Genomic DNA, 16,472 nt, shown 5'->3' with positions numbered 1-16,472 from the left:
TAGGCATCATGTACAACCAAAAAGTTGCTGGGGCTGAATATTGATACAAGAAGTGGAGTCCAAAAAACAGATCGTAAAGAGCAAAAATGACCCAAATCGTTCCTAGAATTCTATGTTTCTTCACTTTGTCTGATTATGCATAACCCTTAATGTATGAATCGTAGCTTTGGCTTGTGCGTTTGCCTCGTGCGGCTATGATTTTATACATAATGTTGTGTTTAGTTTTTAATATCTATTTGTTCGGTTTCAATCATCTCCTTATTGATAATATTTCTGTGACTATTTTCAACTTTAAGTTCTTTCTGATCATTAATAGATAACCATTTTCCATTATTCTCCATAATTAGCAATTCTGCCTCAGATTCATAATATTCATTTTTTCTAAGTGTCAAGCTACCAGCTAAGTCGAAATTGAATTTCATTTCAAATTTCTCAGAATCAATGAAAATACTTGAGATGATTTGCCCATTTATAAATTCAATGGCATTTAATATTTCTTTGTCATTTGATTCATTATGAGCAACTATCTTCTCTTCAATTGAAAAGGTCCAATCACAACAATATATCCATATAAAATAATCTCCTTTAATTGTGACAAGACGACTTTTATAAGTATCCTTAGGAAATCTGATTTCTGTATCTGAGAAAGCCTTTTGAATTTTTGGTTCTTCAAATTCAATTCTAGGTTCGCCTAAATTAAAAATCAGAAATGAACCATGTCCCTTTCGTGCTCCCCAAATTGGTTTGCCTAAAAATCCTTTTATGAAGTCAGATGAATTTGTCATTTGTTAATTAAACACAACACTTGTATATACGCAACTCCCAAACCTTATTGCGTCTATATCGCCATTATCCACAAGTCTCCGGGGTTCTGTTGCCTCCAAATTAAGGATTTCGTCGAGGGGAATTGTGCTGGAGGTGGAATTTATTTTTTGGGTGGGTAGAGATCATCCTCCAAAAACTGCTGGAAGTTTAAAGTTTGACCCCGTCGGGGTCATGTGGATGAATGTCGGTTTGCATGTTTCCATGGGTCCCGATAGCTATCGCGGACACCCATGGCTATTGAAAAGTTAGATCCTTTCAGGATCTTTTCATTATCAAATGGTTCTGTATAACGACCACGAAGTGGTCAAACCTGTCAATAACCACGGGTGGAACCCGTGGAAAAACGTAACAATGAGGTGACAAAAAACCCTGTAAGGGTTAAACATAAAAACATTAACCATCACGCTATTATCTTGAAGCTTCAAGCTCTGCCTATAAACCTTCACCCTATTATCCTGAAGTTTCAACCGCCAGGTATAAACTTTCAGTCTATTATCCTTAATGTTCAGGTTCAGCGTATGAATTTTCAACCTATTATCTCAAAATTTCAGGTTATTAACCTGAATGTGTCCCCTTTTATATTTATCCTTCAAGCTATTTTCCCGAAGCTTGAGTAGTCACTCCTGAAACAAAAAAAGCCGGATCCTTTCGAATCCGGCCAGAAGAAGTGATTAGCAACCTCTCAGCGTTAAGTTTTAATCAGGAACTTTACTCTTTTGGTGGAGATTTTTTAGGCTTTCGCTCCCAGCGCACCATCAAATCCGCTACCACAGGCTTAGCACTTGGCACACCAAGCTTGACCGCCATCTGTGCCGACTTGTAATAAGCGGTAGATGGCACCATGACTTCCGAGCCTGCTTCCATCAGCGTATCATCCAGATTGCTACAAAGTTGGGACAGGGCATTAAAAATCGGCAATAATTCGGAAATAGCTTTCCAATCCTTTTGCATCTCTTCCACATTGGTAAATGGAGGTAGAAATTCGGGATTGGTAACTACATACTCCAGTACTTTCTCTACGAAAGGACGGGAGGCCTCACCCATTTTGAAGAGCGACCTACGCTCTTCATCGGTGAGGGCAATGAGCAACGGACCAAGTTTGGCCTGTAACACAGCAATGGCGTCTTTGATCGCCTGGAGATCTGCCGGAGAGATCTCAATGGAAACTTTGTTTTCCATGATAAAAATTGATTTAAGTGAAAGAAAAATTATTTGTTAACTAAATTAACTAAGTCAAATCAATAAAACAATAGTTTACTTATTATCAGTGGGTTAGGGAGCTAAATTATTTTCTGAGCAGTAAATCTGGGAATTTAAAAAAATGGGGTGTGGGGGGCAATGGTAAGGATGGGTATATTTTTACATTAAAGGTTTTCATCTTGGTCAGAAGTCTTTTCATGAATTTTATCCAAATAATCAATAACCATGTCTGCATGTTCTGGAAAAAATATTCTTATCTGACCATTTCTTTCGGTTTTGTCTTTAAAATTTCTTTTAGAAAAATATGAAAATATGAAATTTGAAAATTCAGTTAAAATGCCTTCAAATTGGGGAACGATGTTTTTCTCAATTACTTTGCCCCACTCTTCGCTTAAAGACTTATTTGTCGTACTAATTGTACTTCTTCTTAGAATTTCAAGATCGTGTTCCATTAATCTCTGTTTTGTAGAAAGTAATTTCTCAACGTCCTCAGCATTGACGTATTTCTCCAAAACCTCAGAAAACTTCTTTAAATGGTCTAGCTTATTATTTTGCTCGGTAATAATTAGTTTTTGATCATTCACTCTTTTTGTCAACCAAAAAGCTGTAAAACAAGTGGAAATAATATTTATGATGATTAGTACAGTTGTCGTCATTTTTAGATTTTGTCAGGTTAAACTAACAGCTAATAGTCGTATATAAGTAACTACTAAACCCTATTACACCTATATCGCTAATACCCACAGGTCTTCGGGGTTCTGCTGTGACCAAAATAAGGATTTCGTCTAGGGGAATTGTGCTGGAGGTGAAAATTATTTTTAGTGTGTAGAAATCATCTTCCAGAAAACTGCTGGAAGTTTAAAGTTTGACCCACTTCGGGGTCATATGGAGAAATTTCGGGTTGCATGATACCATGGGTTGCACCCATGGCTATTGAGAGATTCGACCACTTCGTGGTCACTTATTCATAAAACTCTATTTCATGTGTGTATAATTTGTTTTTCAAAGGCCACATGGAATGCCCAAAATAATCATTCCCCTGTTTGAGAAGTTTTTTCGTGGGCATTTCATTTGTTAAAATTGATGATCCTGAAAGGATCTAACTTTTCAATAACCACGGGCGCAACCCGTGGAAATGCGGGCGGTAAACTAAACTATCAACCCTGAAAGGGTTGAACATAAAAACATAAACTTTCAGCCAATTATCCTGCATCTTACGGAGGGCTATTTTGTTTTAGGGTTAATAGCCTTGGTTGTCGTTCTTGTTTCTTGTCAACTAGTGATGAAATTGATTAATTCTGCCCGGAAATCAATTAATTTCTTATCCTTCGGAGAGTGTTTTATCGCTATGTTGATATTGTCTAAGGCCAATTGATATTGTCCCATATCTGATAAGATCCCTGCTCTCTCTGTAAAACCACCAGAGTATTTTGGATATTGTTGTATCAGTATATCAAGGTAACCCAGAGCTTTTTCAGTCATTCTTTGCCTTCTATAAATATTGACTATCCGAACCCCTATTTCTTGCTTTAACTCTTTCATGAAATTTGGAAAAGCATTTTTATCTGCATTGACTAGAGCTTCCTCAAAGTCTTGGATAGCCTCATCATACAATTTTAAATGTGTCTTGCATTGTGCTCTGTAATAGAAACTGTAAAAATCATTGGGTGTGGACTCAATTTGAGTATTACAGAGTTCTATGCAATCATAAAATTTTTGCTCTTGGAGAAGTTGCCTGGCTTTAGATGCTGACTTTATATTTTGAATGACTTTTCTCAATTTAAGATGCGGCTAAGCCCTTGTATTTACTTCTACCCACCACCCTATTACTCCTATATCGCCATTGTCCACAGGACTTCGGGGAAGCTGCTGTGACCAAATTAATGATTTCGTCGAGGGGAATTGAGTGGGAGCTGGAATTTATTTTTGTGAGAGAGATCAATTAGATCGGGAATTGAAAAAATGGAATGTGGGGGGAACTGCTTACTTATTTCTATTTAAAATATTTTGCAGTCGTGGCCGATTATAACGTTGAACTATGATTGGATAAAAATTAAGCACAATATTTAGGGAAAATAACCATAGAGACTGTATGATTCCATATTTAAACACTACGACAAGATTGAAGATTAGTACGATAAAAAAAATAATTAAATGTCCAATTTCTGATTGTCGGGTTCTATACTCCAAATGCTTTAACGTATACAAATTCTTACTTACGGGATTGGAAGCTTTGTTGAGTTTCTCCCATCCAACCCATACTAAAATTTTTCTAAACACATCAACTCCAAACCATTTATAAATCTCTCCTTCAGCCTCCCATTTTTTGGCATTGTAATACGTCGATAGTAATCTTGGTTTGAAAGTTTCAGCGATATATGAAACACCGAACATTAGCATGAGGTTTAGTACCCACGCAAACACAAGAGAATGCAGATCTTGCCAAAGAGCCACCCCCGCCAGGGTAATGCCAACAAACACCAAGACAAAACATACCCTTAAATATTTATTCATTGCTATATTTTAGATAGTCGTCAATCGTCTCAGAATGTGGCACAACACTTGGTATATGGGCTGTGAGGTGGTTCATAACAGACGATTTAAAAGAGACACTTGCCAGAGGAAAATCCTGCGGATTTTCCAAGTGTGGACTGACCAAGTCATAGCTTTTATACTGTGTTGGCATTGGCCTTTATCTGGTTAAAATTATTCATTTAATCCCAAAAATTTCTTTGCGTTTTTATAGAATATCATTTCCTTTTCTTCTTTTGTCAAAAAGTCCAAATCGTTTAAAAAGTCAATTGAATTTGTAATTGCATCTGGCCAAACCATTTGGTCAGAACCGAACATTACTCTATGAAGAAATCCATATTCTTTTGCAGATTTTAAAAATTTTACAGCAAAGTCCTTAGTCATAGGATGCAACCACATTTCTACTCCTAAATCGGCGTGAAGGTTTGGGTATCCATCCATCATTCTTAAAGTGTTTTCATAAAAGTTTTCTCCAGCGTGCATTAGATATAACTTCAATTTGGGAAATTTCACCAAAACATCTTCAATCAAAAAAGGGTCGCCTAGACTAATTCTGTAATTTGGCCATCCTAACTGTTGCGCATTTGGAAAACTACCTCCTGAATGATATCCCACAGGAACTCCATATTTTTCACAAACAGCTAAATATGGCTGATAGATTGAGTCAGCAAGTGTTTTTCCTTTATAAACAGCCATTACTTCACCGAAGACTTTTATTTTTCCAGATTGTATGTATTCCTCAAATTGCTCTATTGGAATCAAATCTTCCTCACTGTCTTGATATCCAGGAATAAATCTTTTGTCCGTTTTGGTATAGAGTTCTAAACTTTCAATTGAGCCACAAACAACGGCATATTCAATATTATGCTCATTCATTTTTTGGATGGTGTGTTCAAGCGTTTCTTTCGCTGTATTACTTGATTCGAGACCATTTCGTGCTGTACCAACCCAAAAGTCTTTTTCAGTGTAGCTATGCATATGCATATCTATTATTTGTCCATAAGAGATATTGCATCCAATGATAAACAATGTAAAAACCAATTTTATTTGTCTCATAGGTATCTCCTTTTTTTTAATGGCCGGTAATTTTTTAGGATACTGTCAGCGTTCCCGCTATGAAACGTGTCCCGAAGGGCATCTTTTATAGCGATTGATGGGCACAGTATTTATTTACATTTTTCAAATTCCTTGTCACGAATTTTGTCGAATTCACGCTCGTACTTAAAACCAAATCTTTCAGTCAAATCATTATAGGTAGAGACATAAAATTCGCTAAAAGTGTGAAGTTCGTTTTCATTTGTCACATTTCCTTCTTGGTCAATATTTTCCCCTTGACTTCCTGACCTTCCCCAATGGAATACTCCCAACTTATCTCTTGAAGGTTCATTCGGGTTTTTCTCCGTTGTCCATTCTTCATTGAAGTCCCGAACATCCATTTTAGGAAGCTCAGTTCTGTTGCCATCATTGTCAACCAAATAATAGGTGTGCTCGATTATTCCAAATTCTTGTTCAGCATCTAAAATCAATATTCCATTGTCGGGAATGTTGTATACAAGTCCTTCTTCTGTTTTCGTTAGGTCTTGTCCACATCCTTCCTTAAAAATAATGTTCACTCTCCCACGATATTCTTCTGGAATTAAGAACACTTCAGGTCCTACCGTATTTATTTGTGTCCAAATCGGCCAAAATGCGACAATACCTAGAATGAACAGTCCAATTGGAATAAGTCGTTGTTTCCAAGTCTTTTTTAGAGAAACCAAAACCAAGATTAGACCAACGATAAAAACAGGTAATCCTATTATTGCGAAGAATGCAGCGAAGGTTAATCCGAATGCTCCGATTGCAAGTAGAATTAGTCCACCGTAGTACAATATGTTACTTGTCTTCTCGGTCATTTTTATATTGTGCCCAACACTTATATAGAGGCAACCCCAAACCCTATTGCGTCTATATCGCCATTGTCCAGAGGCCTTTGGATTTCTGCTGAGACCAAATTAAGGATTTCGTCAAGGGGAATAGAATGAGTGCTGGAATTTATTTTGGGTGTGTAGAAATCATCTTCCAGAAAACTGCTGGAAGTTTAAAGTTTGACCCTCTTCGGGGTCATATGGAGGAATTTCGGGTTGCATGATACCATGGGTTGCACCCATGGCTATTGAGAGATTCGACCACTTCGTGGTCAGTTAATAATACAGCTCTATTTCATTTGTTAAAATTGATGATCCTGAAAGGATCTAACTTTTCAATAACCACGGGTGCAACCCGTGGAAGAGTATCACTATAATCTAACCCATCAACCCTGAAGGGGTTGAATTTTTAATACAAGTTGTCGCACTGAGATGCCTTAGAGCGTATGTCCATTCAGAATAGTCCCATCCTTTACGGTCTTTAGGTAGCTGATGACCTTTCCGTCTTCTCCCACTTCGCACACCCGATAGGAAGGGAATGGATTACCCCAGCTGCCGCCGAAGTGCCCAGACCATAGAAAGGGTTTTTTACGGTAGATCATCTGCCCATCTACATCATGATCATGTCCATGGAAAGTCGCCCGAACATTTGGGTAGGAAGTGATCAGATTCAAAAAGTCAGTGCAGGGTACTCCATGCCGGGTCCAGTCGTTTTGGGAGATATGGACAAAGACAAAAACCTGAGACAGGGAGGCGTACTCATCCAGGATGAATTTGGCAAAACTTTGATCAGCACAGAGGTATTCTCCTTTTTCGTTTGAGCAGTCAAGTAGCAGTATGCCGGAATCCTTGGACTTGAATGAAAAGTTGGTTGTTTGCCCCATGATTCTCTCAAAGTCTCCCTCACTTACCCTGTCGTGGTTTCCTCTGGTGACATAGTAAGGTACTTGTAGGCGGTTGTACACTTCTTTGACCTCTGGTAAAAGTGCTGGGTCATCGTGAATCAGATCCCCATTAAAAACCACAAAATCCACATCCTTTTCCCTATGGATAGCCTCAATCAAGTTGCTATGTGATGTTTCGAAATCTGTATCAGGCTGCCCCCAGTGCCCATCTGAAGCGGTGATGAATTTGAGTCGGGTGGCTTTGGGGAAGTCCATTTTCCCATAAAGCATAAAAGGCATGGTCATAATCGAGGTGCCGAGGAGGCTGATTTTTTGAAGAAAAGGTCTGCGGTTCATGAAGTTAAAGTAGGGTTTAATGAGGAAGGTTGAAAGGGTTTTCTTTAGCTTTTAGATCAGTTCATCTTTACTTAATTTTTCTCAGCTTCTGGGGTAAGACCTACAGATCGAAGGCTCAGGCTAGAGGTACACAGATCGAGTATTTATTTGAACTCTATAGGGAGTGCCTGGCAACACAAATGGGAAGAAGAAGTAAGGATCGCTCAATCGCCTATCCTCTTCTCCAGTTGTGTCTCCCCAAAAACCATGGTGTCTGAATGCTGCCTGGCCAGTTCCGTTAGTTCGCTCACAATTTCAGGATGCAAATCGGCAAGGTCAAAACGCTCCGAAGGATCATGTCCAAGGTTATACAGCGTCAGCTTCTCTAGCTTCTCAACTTTAGCAGGGTATCCAGCTGGATTATTACTGTAGAAGTAGAGTTTGAAGTCCCCTTTGCGCACCGCAAAAAGTCGATCTCCATGGTAGTAAAACATCTCTTTTCTTGGCGAGGCATCTTCACCTCTCAGCACTGGACTCAAGTCAAATCCATCATACGCTCTATCCTGAGGCACTTTTGCGCCAGCAAGGGAAGTAATCGTTGGTAATAAATCCAGTGTACTTCCCATTTTGGAAATCACTCCCGGCTTCACATTTCCTGGTCCCCAAATCACCGTGGGAACCCGTACTCCACCTTCATAGCTTGTGCCTTTTCCCCCAAAAAGGGAACCTGCACTTCCACCCTGCTCATTGTAAACCAGCCAAGGCCCATTGTCAGAAGTGAAAACCATATAGGTATTTTGATCGAGACCATTAGCTTTCAATGCATTCAAAATCTCTCCCACCGACCAATCAATTTCCTCAATCACATCTCCATAAAGACCACGCTCGCTTTTCCCCTTAAAATCACCAGATGCAAAAAGTGGCACGTGGGGAAGAGAATGAGCTAAATAAAGGAAGAAGGGTTTGTCCTTGTTGGTATTTATGAATTTGACAGCTTCTTCAGCGTATCTCTTGGTAATGGTGTTTTGGTCGGCAGGTCGCTCAATGATCTCAATGTTTCTCATCAGAGGGACATTGAAATACTCAATTTTGGGATCGTCAAAAGCTTCTTTGGCTGTTCCATCATTGACGCGATCCATGTCATTGCTATAGGGAATTCCAAAGTAGGAATCAAAGCCGTGACTGGTTGGTAAATATTGCGGCAGATGTCCCAAATGCCATTTTCCTATGGCTGCAGTGGCATACCCAGAACCTTTAAGAAGTGTGGCTATGGTATTTTCATAAGCTGGCAATCCACCACCCGAATCTGGAAATAGTACTCTTCTAGTATTGGAATACATACCTGTGCGAACCGGCATCCTACCCGTCAGCAGAGCAGATCTACTCGGCGTACAGACATTCGCAGCCACATAGAAACTGGTCCACTTCTGCCCCTCAGATGCCATTTGATCAATATTTGGAGTTTTGATCGTAGGATGTCCAAATGTCCCCAAGTCTCCATAACCTTGATCATCCGTGAAAATGATGATGAAATTGGGTTTGCTTTCCTTTGTGTTTTGTGCAAATCCCTGTGCTCCGGAAAGGAGCAGTATCAAAAGGAATTGCATGGAAAAATTGAGCTTTTTCATAATTGAAACAGGGTTAGAGATTAATAATTTAAGCCAATCTTACTTCAAGACCACTTCGTCCACATCTGAATTCATATCTCCACGGATCGCTTTATAGTCAGCAATCATTTCTTCCAACTTCTCAGGGTTTGAATCCGCCACATTATTCACCTGACCAATATCATTGGTGAGATTGTAAAGCTGATAGTTAGGATCATTTCCTATTTCAATATTTACCGTAGCAATTTTTGCTGCGCCGTTGTAAGGAGGAATCATGATCCACTCCCCTTTCCTCAAAGCGGTTCTGCCTGTAGCTTCCAGCATCAATTCTGATCTACCAACTTTTTCCTCACCCATAAAAACAGCCAAAAAGTTTTGGCTATCCTGCGCCGAATCCGAACTTCCAGTCAAAGCAGCCAAAGAGGCTAAGAAATCCACTTGACAAACCAAGGCATCTGAAACCTGTGGCTGGATTTTACCTTTCCAATATACCATAAAAGGAACTCTTGTTCCTGCTTCGAAAAGACTGTATTTACCTCCTCGAAGTGGACCGGCGGGAGTATGATCACCAAGCTTTTCTACCGCATCATCGTAATAACCATCATTCAGGACTGGACCATTATCAGAGCTAAAAATGATCAAGGTATTCTCAAGTAAACCTTCCTCTTCCATGGTTTTCATAAACTCTCCGATCATCCAATCCGCTTCCAAAATCACATCTCCTCTTGGCCCCATACCTGATTTCCCTACAAACCTTGGGTTTGGTGTTCTTGGCACATGAGGCTGCTGAAATGCATAGTAAAGGAAGAAAGGGCCTTCTTTATGTGACTTTACATAGCTTTGAGCCTTTTCCAAAAAGTGATCAGCCATATCGACATCTGACCATTTGGCTGCCTCTCCACCTTTCATAAATCCTATTCTTGGAATGCCGTTCACTATGCTGTTATTATGGCCATGATGCCACTTCATCGTGGTCAATTCCGGATTATCCTTCCCCGTAGGTTCACCTTCAAAATTCTGATCGTAGCTAACTTCAATGGGATCATTTGGATCCAAATTAACCACATCACCATTCTCGATATATACTGTAGGAACGCGATCTTGAGTCGCGGCCAAAATGTAGCTATAGTCAAAGCCAACTTCATTTGGACTAGGACTGATATGTTCATTCCAATTCACATTTCCATTACCTAGGCCCAGGTGCCATTTCCCCACAACTCCTGTCTGATACCCTTGACCTTGTAGCATCTTTGGGACAGTCATCTGAGAAGTACTGATCAGTAGAGGTGCCGTGCCAGGAAGGATTTTCGCATTCTCATTTCTCCAAGGATAAACACCCGTCAGCAATGCATACCTACTCGGAGTACATGTAGCCGATGTCGCATAGCCATTGGTAAAGCGTATTCCGCCATTAGCCAGCATGTCCATATTTGGAGTCGAAAGTTCTGTTGCGCCATAGGCACTCATATCACCGTACCCCAAATCATCCATATAAATGATGACGATATTTGGCTTTTTGGCTTCTGTTTCTTTTTCTTCTTCCTTGGGAGCACTACAGTTAAAAAGAAAAGAAGAAGTGATCAGTCCAAGTAGAAATTTACTTTTAATACTCATGGTTCATTTAGGTATATAAATTCAAAACATTTTTAATCCTTCGATATTCGACGTTCATCATTCGGTGTTCATTATTTTTTAATGTAGAATGATGAATGTTCAATGAGGAAGTAAGCAAAAATCGACACTTCATCGTCATTGCGAGGAACGAAGCAATCTGCTAATCTAAAGAGGCTTCCATAAGAATCCCAAACCTCATTTATTCTCCCAAATTCACCTCAATTATTCCCCTTTGATCTTCCTGCATCACAAGTCCTGCATAGGTCTTAACAATTCCCCTATTTTGATCCCTTACTTCTACTCTATGCTTTTCAGCTGAAAACACTTTCGGTTGAAAACTGGAAGTATTTACTGGAATGGAATACTCAAGTTCGCCAGTTGATTCCTTAAAAACTGAAACCAAGGGATTCTCAACTTCTTGCAAATTCAATGTTTTGAGGTAGCCAACGGCTTTTCTCGCGTAGTTATCCTTTTGAGAAACTGTTAGTGGCCAGCCGTCATATTGACCAGCTGGATTAGCTATTGGATCTACATTTCTTGGCCAGCATTCGATCTTCATCGTTCGCTCATTTTTATCAAAAGTGATGATGCCGTATCCAGTGCCCCTATCATATATTCTAGCTGGTTCAAGTCCTGACTTATATGGATTAGCTACTGCCATGATCGTCATCTTGTTTCCAAAACCATCTTCGAAATCACCCGTGTTTTTGGTGCCTCCGGGAAATGGCTCATGGCCTTCTGGTACCTTTGGCCACCATCTTCTAGGCCAAAGGTTATTCAGCGCAGGACCTGCAAAAGCAAATCCCGAATCACGAAACTCATCTACACCGTATTGCACCGTACTCGCCAAATGCTGATCACCTGCGATGTGCAAAGCAAAAGCTTTTCGGATTATCCTTACCGCTTCATCCCTTCCTTTTTGGGGCCAGCCATTGGAATCCATATCAGTGGTCGGTGCATCGCCAGTGACATATTCTCCTTTTTCTGGAGTTGGAAGGCTAGGAACCATACTATCTATAATACTTCCTGCGGGTAAAGTCGCAACTGTACAGAAGTTGGTTTGGGACAAAACTGCTTTCATCTGAACCCCCGGCTCCCATTTCTCTGCCCAGTTTTCCAGGAAATTCAATTGCCTTTTGCCCAATAACTCAGCTTCAATGTCGTAGTGCTTCTTGATATCAAAATCAGGATTCTGGATAAATCCATTCATAACTTTCGCCTCTTCTGGCAAGACATTTTTAGGAGCAGATTTGAATTTTCTATCCTCCAAAATCGCAAAACTCACTCCCCCATATTCCCAGTCCGTGTAGTAGACATTAATTCCTTGCTTCACAGGCGTTGGGTCAAAAGCATCTGGAAGATGACTCGTCTGGCAATTCTGAATCATATTCACCCACTCTGGAGGCATTTTGTATCCACCCTGATCTTGGGCTACATATCCCCAGCCTTCGTCAGATGGCGCGTGCTTTCCTGCTTCACCCCAAACATTTCCATGATACACATCATGATCATCTGGGATAATGGCGGCCGGAATAGTTCTAAAAATATCTCGGTAAGACCAGCCGAACATATACCATTTGTGTAAGTAATCCAGATAGGACTTCTCCAAAGGACTGGTTTGGATTCCAAACCCTCCAGTCCCCTCGTAGAACTGATCCCCAAGGAAGAACGCAATATCAGGTCTATGCTTTTCTACATGAATTGTCACTTCCTGATCAGGAAAACCATGGTCAGCATTGCAGCTGAATACGGCAACTTTTAGATTATCTGAAGATTTTGGCTGAGCGGCTATCTGACCGTAATAATTGAACTCCTGATTTTTATCAGCGAGAGGTACCTCAATATGAACTCGATACGGGATCATTTCTTCCTGATTCCAATCATCTATTCTAAACTTGGCAATCCTTCCTTGAGGGTCAAGATCCGAAGTCTTAGCAGTTTTCCAATCTGATCCTTTTTTGAGCTGAAGCTCAACTTTCAGATTTGAGATTTGCTCAAGTGGTGCAAGCTGAGCTGTGAGCTTTAATGTATTTTTATGTAGCGTGTATTGCGCAAAAAATATAGGCCCGTAGACCTGATTGGCAGATTCCACAATTTTATCGCCTTGAAAAACCCAGTCTGAAAAAGCAGCAAGGTTACTTGTGGACTCATCCTTTTTAGGGCAATGTGCAACCAGAGCTAAATTCCCCTCCAATTCCATTGGCGAAACCCCATCGATAGTCAGTACAACAGTGGTTTTATCGTTCGAGCCAGTTAAAGTCAGCGTATAATTCCCTTGCTTGAAACTAGCTTTGAGGGATAAAGAAATCGATTTGGATAGGTCCAACTTCTCCTCACTTAGCCGATCACCTATCCTCAACTGACCTGTACCAGTGATTCCGACATCCAGTCCTTTTCCAAAAATAGCAGCTGAGCGATAATCATCGAAAACGCCTTTTGCTCCCAATCTAAAACCAGCATAGGTAGATTCATTTCCAACCAAAGCCTGATTTTCCCAATCAATTGTTAGTGACTGCTGAAAATCATTAGTGCTTCCGGCTAACTGATGGGTAAGAATATGTAAGGCTCTGTTGTTACTTGATATAGTACAAACAGCTTTACCTCCTTTGATTTCCCAATCCTGCAACCTATTCCCCCAAAACTCAGGGCCAATCCACTTCATATCAGGCCAGTTTTCCCAGTTGCTTTTGGAACCTGAAGCTTCAGTAGAAAGCAGTTTTTTGATGCTTGTAAATCCTTGGGAAAAGAAAAATGGCGTGGATAAAGAAGTTAAGGCCATAGCCTTGACAGCAGATCTGCGTTTCATAGGGTTAGATGGGTTTAAAGTAAATATGTGTAGACTGATCAAGTTTTCCTTATAAAAAAGGATAAAAGGCCAATCGCTTGTACAAATCTTGGTGACTAATTCAATGAAAATTGAAAAGCTGTCCCTGACCAGCCTGAAATAGAAAGAAATCTGAAATTATCGTAACCAATTAGTGCACAAGCCGCCCAATACCAAGTAAGAATGCTAAAGATTGAGATAATATTTTTATGTATATCCGCCTTGTTACCAGTAAATAGAAAAAAGCGACTTGAAAGAAGGTATACTCTAGCTTTGAGGCCGCTTCGGTCTTCGGTCATCCCCGCCTGTAGTTCGGGCAGGGGTCTTCCAGCCAAGCAAAGAATCTAAGGTGACTGGCATCATTGCGGATAATCATAATATTTTTAAATCATAATTTTAATTCCAACTGCATTATCCCTAGTTTTAAATTCAATTAATTTTTAATTAAGAGTGAATAATAATGAATTTTTAGTGCTTGGTGCAGGTATTCAAGGAATCTGCATAGCACTTGAGCTAGCCAAACAAGGTAAGTACGTCACCATAATTGATCAGGACACTATTCCATTTAATCGCGCCAGTTTGAGGAATGAAGGCAAGGTTCATCTTGGAATAGTCTATATGAATGACCCTACTTTTGCCACACCTAAGCTGATGTTAAAAGCCTCTATGGAATTTCGAAAATCTCTCGAGAGATGGATAGGCGACAAATCTTATCATCTTGGGCTGAGCAATCCTTTTTATTATTTAGTAGCAAAGGATTCTTTTCTCAATCCAGAAGAGCTGGAAATGCGATACCAAAAGATGGAGGAAATTTTCAATGATTATACATCCAAACATGCAGATTGGGACTATTTGGGCACCAAACCCAGCTATTTAACAAAAAGAGTCTCAGATGAAAAAGCTAATGAACTGTTTGGCGATGAGGTTGTGCAGGCAGCTTTTGAAACAGCTGAATATTCTGTGGATACCGAATTGTTGAAGAAGTATTTGACAGAAGCACTTCTATCCAATCCTCGCATAAGCTTTTGTCCCAACCATCATATAAAAAACATCAGTCGCAATAATGAGATGCTTACCGTCTCTGGATTCGTCGGCAACAAAGAATTTAGGTTTGAGGCTGAACAAGTAATAAATGCTACTTGGGAGGGTAAATTTGCACTAGATGAATCTTTTGGTGTAGCTAAACCGAAGGATTTATTACATCGCTTGAAGTATAGGGTGATGGTTAAAATTGATCCCAGCTTACTGGAACGCCCTTCTGCTACTATGGTGATAGGCAAATATGGTGATGTGGTCATAAAAAAGGACGGAACTGCGTACCTGTCTTGGTATCCCGCAGGTTGTTTGGGTTGGAGCACAGAAATAAGTCCGCCAGAAACTTGGAATGAGGTAAGTAGAGGAATTGTATCCGAAGAAAAAGCAAATGCTTTATCATCCATTTTTTTGGAGGAAATTGAAAAGTGGTTTCCGGGCATCAACAAATCCATCACGTACTTGGTAGATGGGGCTCCAATTGTTGCCTATGGTAAAACCGATGTCGATGATAGTAATAGTAAGCTGCACGATAGAACTAATATTGGCCTAAGAACCTATGGAGGCAACTACCATTCTATCGACACAGGAAAACTCACTACTGCACCAATGTTTGCTGTGGAATCAGTCAAAAGCATTCTTAACTGTGTTTATTCGTGATATACCCTAAAGTCATAGCCTTAGTAACAGCTTATAATGCTGAAAAATTTATTATTGAAACTTTGGAATCAATTGCCGCCCAAACCTATGCAAACTTCGAGGTAATCCTCTGTGATGATTGCTCAAAGGATAATACATTTAAGGTCTGCCAAGATTTTGCCAAAGATCATCCCAACTTCACTATTTTGAGAAATGAAGTAAACCTAGGATGGTTTTCTAATTCAGAAAATCTGTGGAGAAAAGGAGTAGAGTTAGGTGAATATTGTTTTTTGCACCCGCACGATGACATACTTTTTGATGGTTTCATAGCAGAGCAAATAAAGGTTTTAGAAGAAAATCCACAAGCTGCTTTAGCCATCCCTGGCATGAAAAATATCGGTTTACCTTTCATTCAGGGAAACTCATTCTGTGTTGAATTATCCAATAGCATTACTACATCAGATCTGGTAACTACGCTCATCAAGAAACAGGTCCACGGATGGTGGGCTGCCTATCATGGGATTCACAGAAGTTCAGTTGTAAAAAAAATACTGCCGGTTGCAAAATTAAGAATAGGCAACCCGGAGCATATGGCAGATTTGTTGTGGATGATCAAACTGTCATTTCATGGGCAATTCATCTCTACCAACAAAGTCCTATTTCAAAAGAATTATAATTCAAAAACGCTTAGTGCTTCCTGGGATTTTATGAGTAAAAAAAATAAAGTAGGGATATATTTAGCAATAGCAGAGGAGATAGTAAAAAGTCCATTATCATTAAAGGAGAAGTTGAAAATAGGTAAGAAAATACTCCCCGGACTTTTAGTAAAAGTGAAAAATCAGCTTTAACTACTAATTATTCACAGCTAGTCATGCTCGTATAATTCCTAAAAGCCATCTAAAAACTTAATGTGGCGCCACCAACCTGATCTGACGGAATTACCCCCTATGTGCAGTTATCGCTGGTCTATTTCGTACAGCATAAGCATTCTCCAACAGTTGCATTTAGCTAATTTCTACTACAGAATTATTCTCTGATAGATCAGCCAACTCTATAAGTGTCGGGTAACTTT

14 protein-coding genes are annotated in these 16,472 nt (G+C 39.8%); 2 read left to right on the top strand and 12 right to left on the bottom strand.

The window, feature by feature from the left end; all coding sequences use genetic code 11:
- Positions 1-218: 218 nt before the first annotated feature.
- From ACPUEN_RS02580 to ACPUEN_RS02525, 12 genes are all read right to left on the bottom strand, one after another.
- Positions 219-785, bottom strand: coding sequence for a hypothetical protein (locus tag ACPUEN_RS02580; RefSeq protein WP_425638268.1), 567 nt, complete (start codon positions 783-785; stop codon positions 219-221).
- 748 nt (positions 786-1,533) lie between these two features.
- The gene (locus ACPUEN_RS02575; protein ID WP_425638267.1) at positions 1,534-2,004 is read right to left on the bottom strand and encodes a hypothetical protein; all 471 of its coding nucleotides are present in this window, start codon (positions 2,002-2,004) and stop codon (positions 1,534-1,536) included.
- Positions 2,005-2,189: 185 nt separating this feature from the next.
- Positions 2,190-2,681, bottom strand: coding sequence for a hypothetical protein (locus ACPUEN_RS02570; RefSeq protein WP_425638266.1), 492 nt, complete (start codon positions 2,679-2,681; stop codon positions 2,190-2,192).
- Positions 2,682-3,297: 616 nt separating this feature from the next.
- Positions 3,298-3,804 carry a tetratricopeptide repeat protein gene (locus ACPUEN_RS02565; protein ID WP_425638265.1) on the bottom strand — a complete coding sequence of 169 codons (507 nt, stop codon included), beginning with the start codon at positions 3,802-3,804 and terminating at the stop codon, positions 3,298-3,300.
- Between the two features lie 204 nt (positions 3,805-4,008).
- The gene (locus ACPUEN_RS02560) at positions 4,009-4,539 is read right to left on the bottom strand and encodes a hypothetical protein (RefSeq protein WP_425638264.1); all 531 of its coding nucleotides are present in this window, start codon (positions 4,537-4,539) and stop codon (positions 4,009-4,011) included.
- Positions 4,532-4,711, bottom strand: a complete 180-nt coding sequence (locus tag ACPUEN_RS02555) for a hypothetical protein (RefSeq protein ID WP_425638263.1) — start codon at positions 4,709-4,711, stop codon at positions 4,532-4,534. The genes ACPUEN_RS02560 and ACPUEN_RS02555 overlap by 8 nt, the downstream gene beginning before the upstream one ends.
- A 20-nt stretch (positions 4,712-4,731) precedes the next feature.
- On the bottom strand, positions 4,732-5,613 hold the full coding sequence (locus ACPUEN_RS02550) for an amidohydrolase family protein (RefSeq protein ID WP_425638262.1): 882 nt from the start codon (positions 5,611-5,613) through the stop codon (positions 4,732-4,734).
- 110 nt (positions 5,614-5,723) lie between these two features.
- Entirely contained in the window at positions 5,724-6,452 is a 729-nt protein-coding gene (locus ACPUEN_RS02545) for a DUF6843 domain-containing protein (protein WP_425638261.1), read from the bottom strand.
- A 449-nt stretch (positions 6,453-6,901) separates the two neighbouring features.
- The gene (locus tag ACPUEN_RS02540) at positions 6,902-7,705 is read right to left on the bottom strand and encodes a metallophosphoesterase family protein (RefSeq protein ID WP_425638260.1); all 804 of its coding nucleotides are present in this window, start codon (positions 7,703-7,705) and stop codon (positions 6,902-6,904) included.
- 203 nt (positions 7,706-7,908) lie between these two features.
- Positions 7,909-9,312: a sulfatase family protein gene (locus ACPUEN_RS02535; protein WP_425638259.1), complete on the bottom strand. Its 1,404-nt coding sequence runs from the start codon at positions 9,310-9,312 to the stop codon at positions 7,909-7,911.
- Between the two features lie 39 nt (positions 9,313-9,351).
- Positions 9,352-10,905 (bottom strand): sulfatase family protein, encoded by a 1,554-nt coding sequence (locus ACPUEN_RS02530; RefSeq protein WP_425638258.1) that lies wholly within the window; start codon positions 10,903-10,905, stop codon positions 9,352-9,354.
- Between the two features lie 199 nt (positions 10,906-11,104).
- A complete protein-coding gene (locus ACPUEN_RS02525; protein ID WP_425638257.1) occupies positions 11,105-13,711 on the bottom strand; it encodes an alkaline phosphatase D family protein in 2,607 nt (868 codons plus the stop codon).
- 468 nt (positions 13,712-14,179) lie between these two features.
- Here ACPUEN_RS02525 and ACPUEN_RS02520 point away from each other — a divergent pair, with 468 nt between their 5' ends.
- Together ACPUEN_RS02520 and ACPUEN_RS02515 are read left to right on the top strand one after the other, a co-directional pair.
- A complete protein-coding gene (locus ACPUEN_RS02520; RefSeq protein WP_425638256.1) occupies positions 14,180-15,421 on the top strand; it encodes an FAD-dependent oxidoreductase in 1,242 nt (413 codons plus the stop codon).
- Positions 15,418-16,248, top strand: coding sequence for a glycosyltransferase family 2 protein (locus ACPUEN_RS02515; protein WP_425638255.1), 831 nt, complete (start codon positions 15,418-15,420; stop codon positions 16,246-16,248). Before ACPUEN_RS02520 ends, ACPUEN_RS02515 begins: the two co-directional genes overlap by 4 nt.
- The last annotated feature ends 224 nt before the right edge of the window (positions 16,249-16,472 follow it).

Origin of the sequence: Algoriphagus yeomjeoni (assembly GCF_049821175.1) — a bacterium.
Taxonomy (GTDB): Bacteria; Bacteroidota; Bacteroidia; order Cytophagales; family Cyclobacteriaceae; genus Algoriphagus; species Algoriphagus yeomjeoni_A.
Note: the sequence above shows the minus strand (reverse complement) of the source record. Positions and strands in the feature narration are given on the sequence as shown.

Bases quoted from the DNA above. Each gene is read 5' to 3' on its own strand.
- ACPUEN_RS02525 (WP_425638257.1), bottom strand. From the start codon at position 13,711: ATGAAACGCAGATCTGCTGTCAAGGCTATGGCCTTAACTTCTTTATCC.
- ACPUEN_RS02540 (WP_425638260.1), bottom strand. From the start codon at position 7,705: ATGAACCGCAGACCTTTTCTTCAAAAAATCAGCCTCCTCGGCACCTCG.
- ACPUEN_RS02570 (WP_425638266.1), bottom strand. From the start codon at position 2,681: ATGACGACAACTGTACTAATCATCATAAATATTATTTCCACTTGTTTT.
- ACPUEN_RS02575 (WP_425638267.1), bottom strand. From the start codon at position 2,004: ATGGAAAACAAAGTTTCCATTGAGATCTCTCCGGCAGATCTCCAGGCG.
- ACPUEN_RS02550 (WP_425638262.1), bottom strand. From the start codon at position 5,613: ATGAGACAAATAAAATTGGTTTTTACATTGTTTATCATTGGATGCAAT.
- ACPUEN_RS02555 (WP_425638263.1), bottom strand. From the start codon at position 4,711: ATGCCAACACAGTATAAAAGCTATGACTTGGTCAGTCCACACTTGGAA.
- ACPUEN_RS02560 (WP_425638264.1), bottom strand. From the start codon at position 4,539: ATGAATAAATATTTAAGGGTATGTTTTGTCTTGGTGTTTGTTGGCATT.
- ACPUEN_RS02580 (WP_425638268.1), bottom strand. From the start codon at position 785: ATGACAAATTCATCTGACTTCATAAAAGGATTTTTAGGCAAACCAATT.
- ACPUEN_RS02530 (WP_425638258.1), bottom strand. From the start codon at position 10,905: ATGAGTATTAAAAGTAAATTTCTACTTGGACTGATCACTTCTTCTTTT.
- ACPUEN_RS02545 (WP_425638261.1), bottom strand. From the start codon at position 6,452: ATGACCGAGAAGACAAGTAACATATTGTACTACGGTGGACTAATTCTA.
- ACPUEN_RS02535 (WP_425638259.1), bottom strand. From the start codon at position 9,312: ATGAAAAAGCTCAATTTTTCCATGCAATTCCTTTTGATACTGCTCCTT.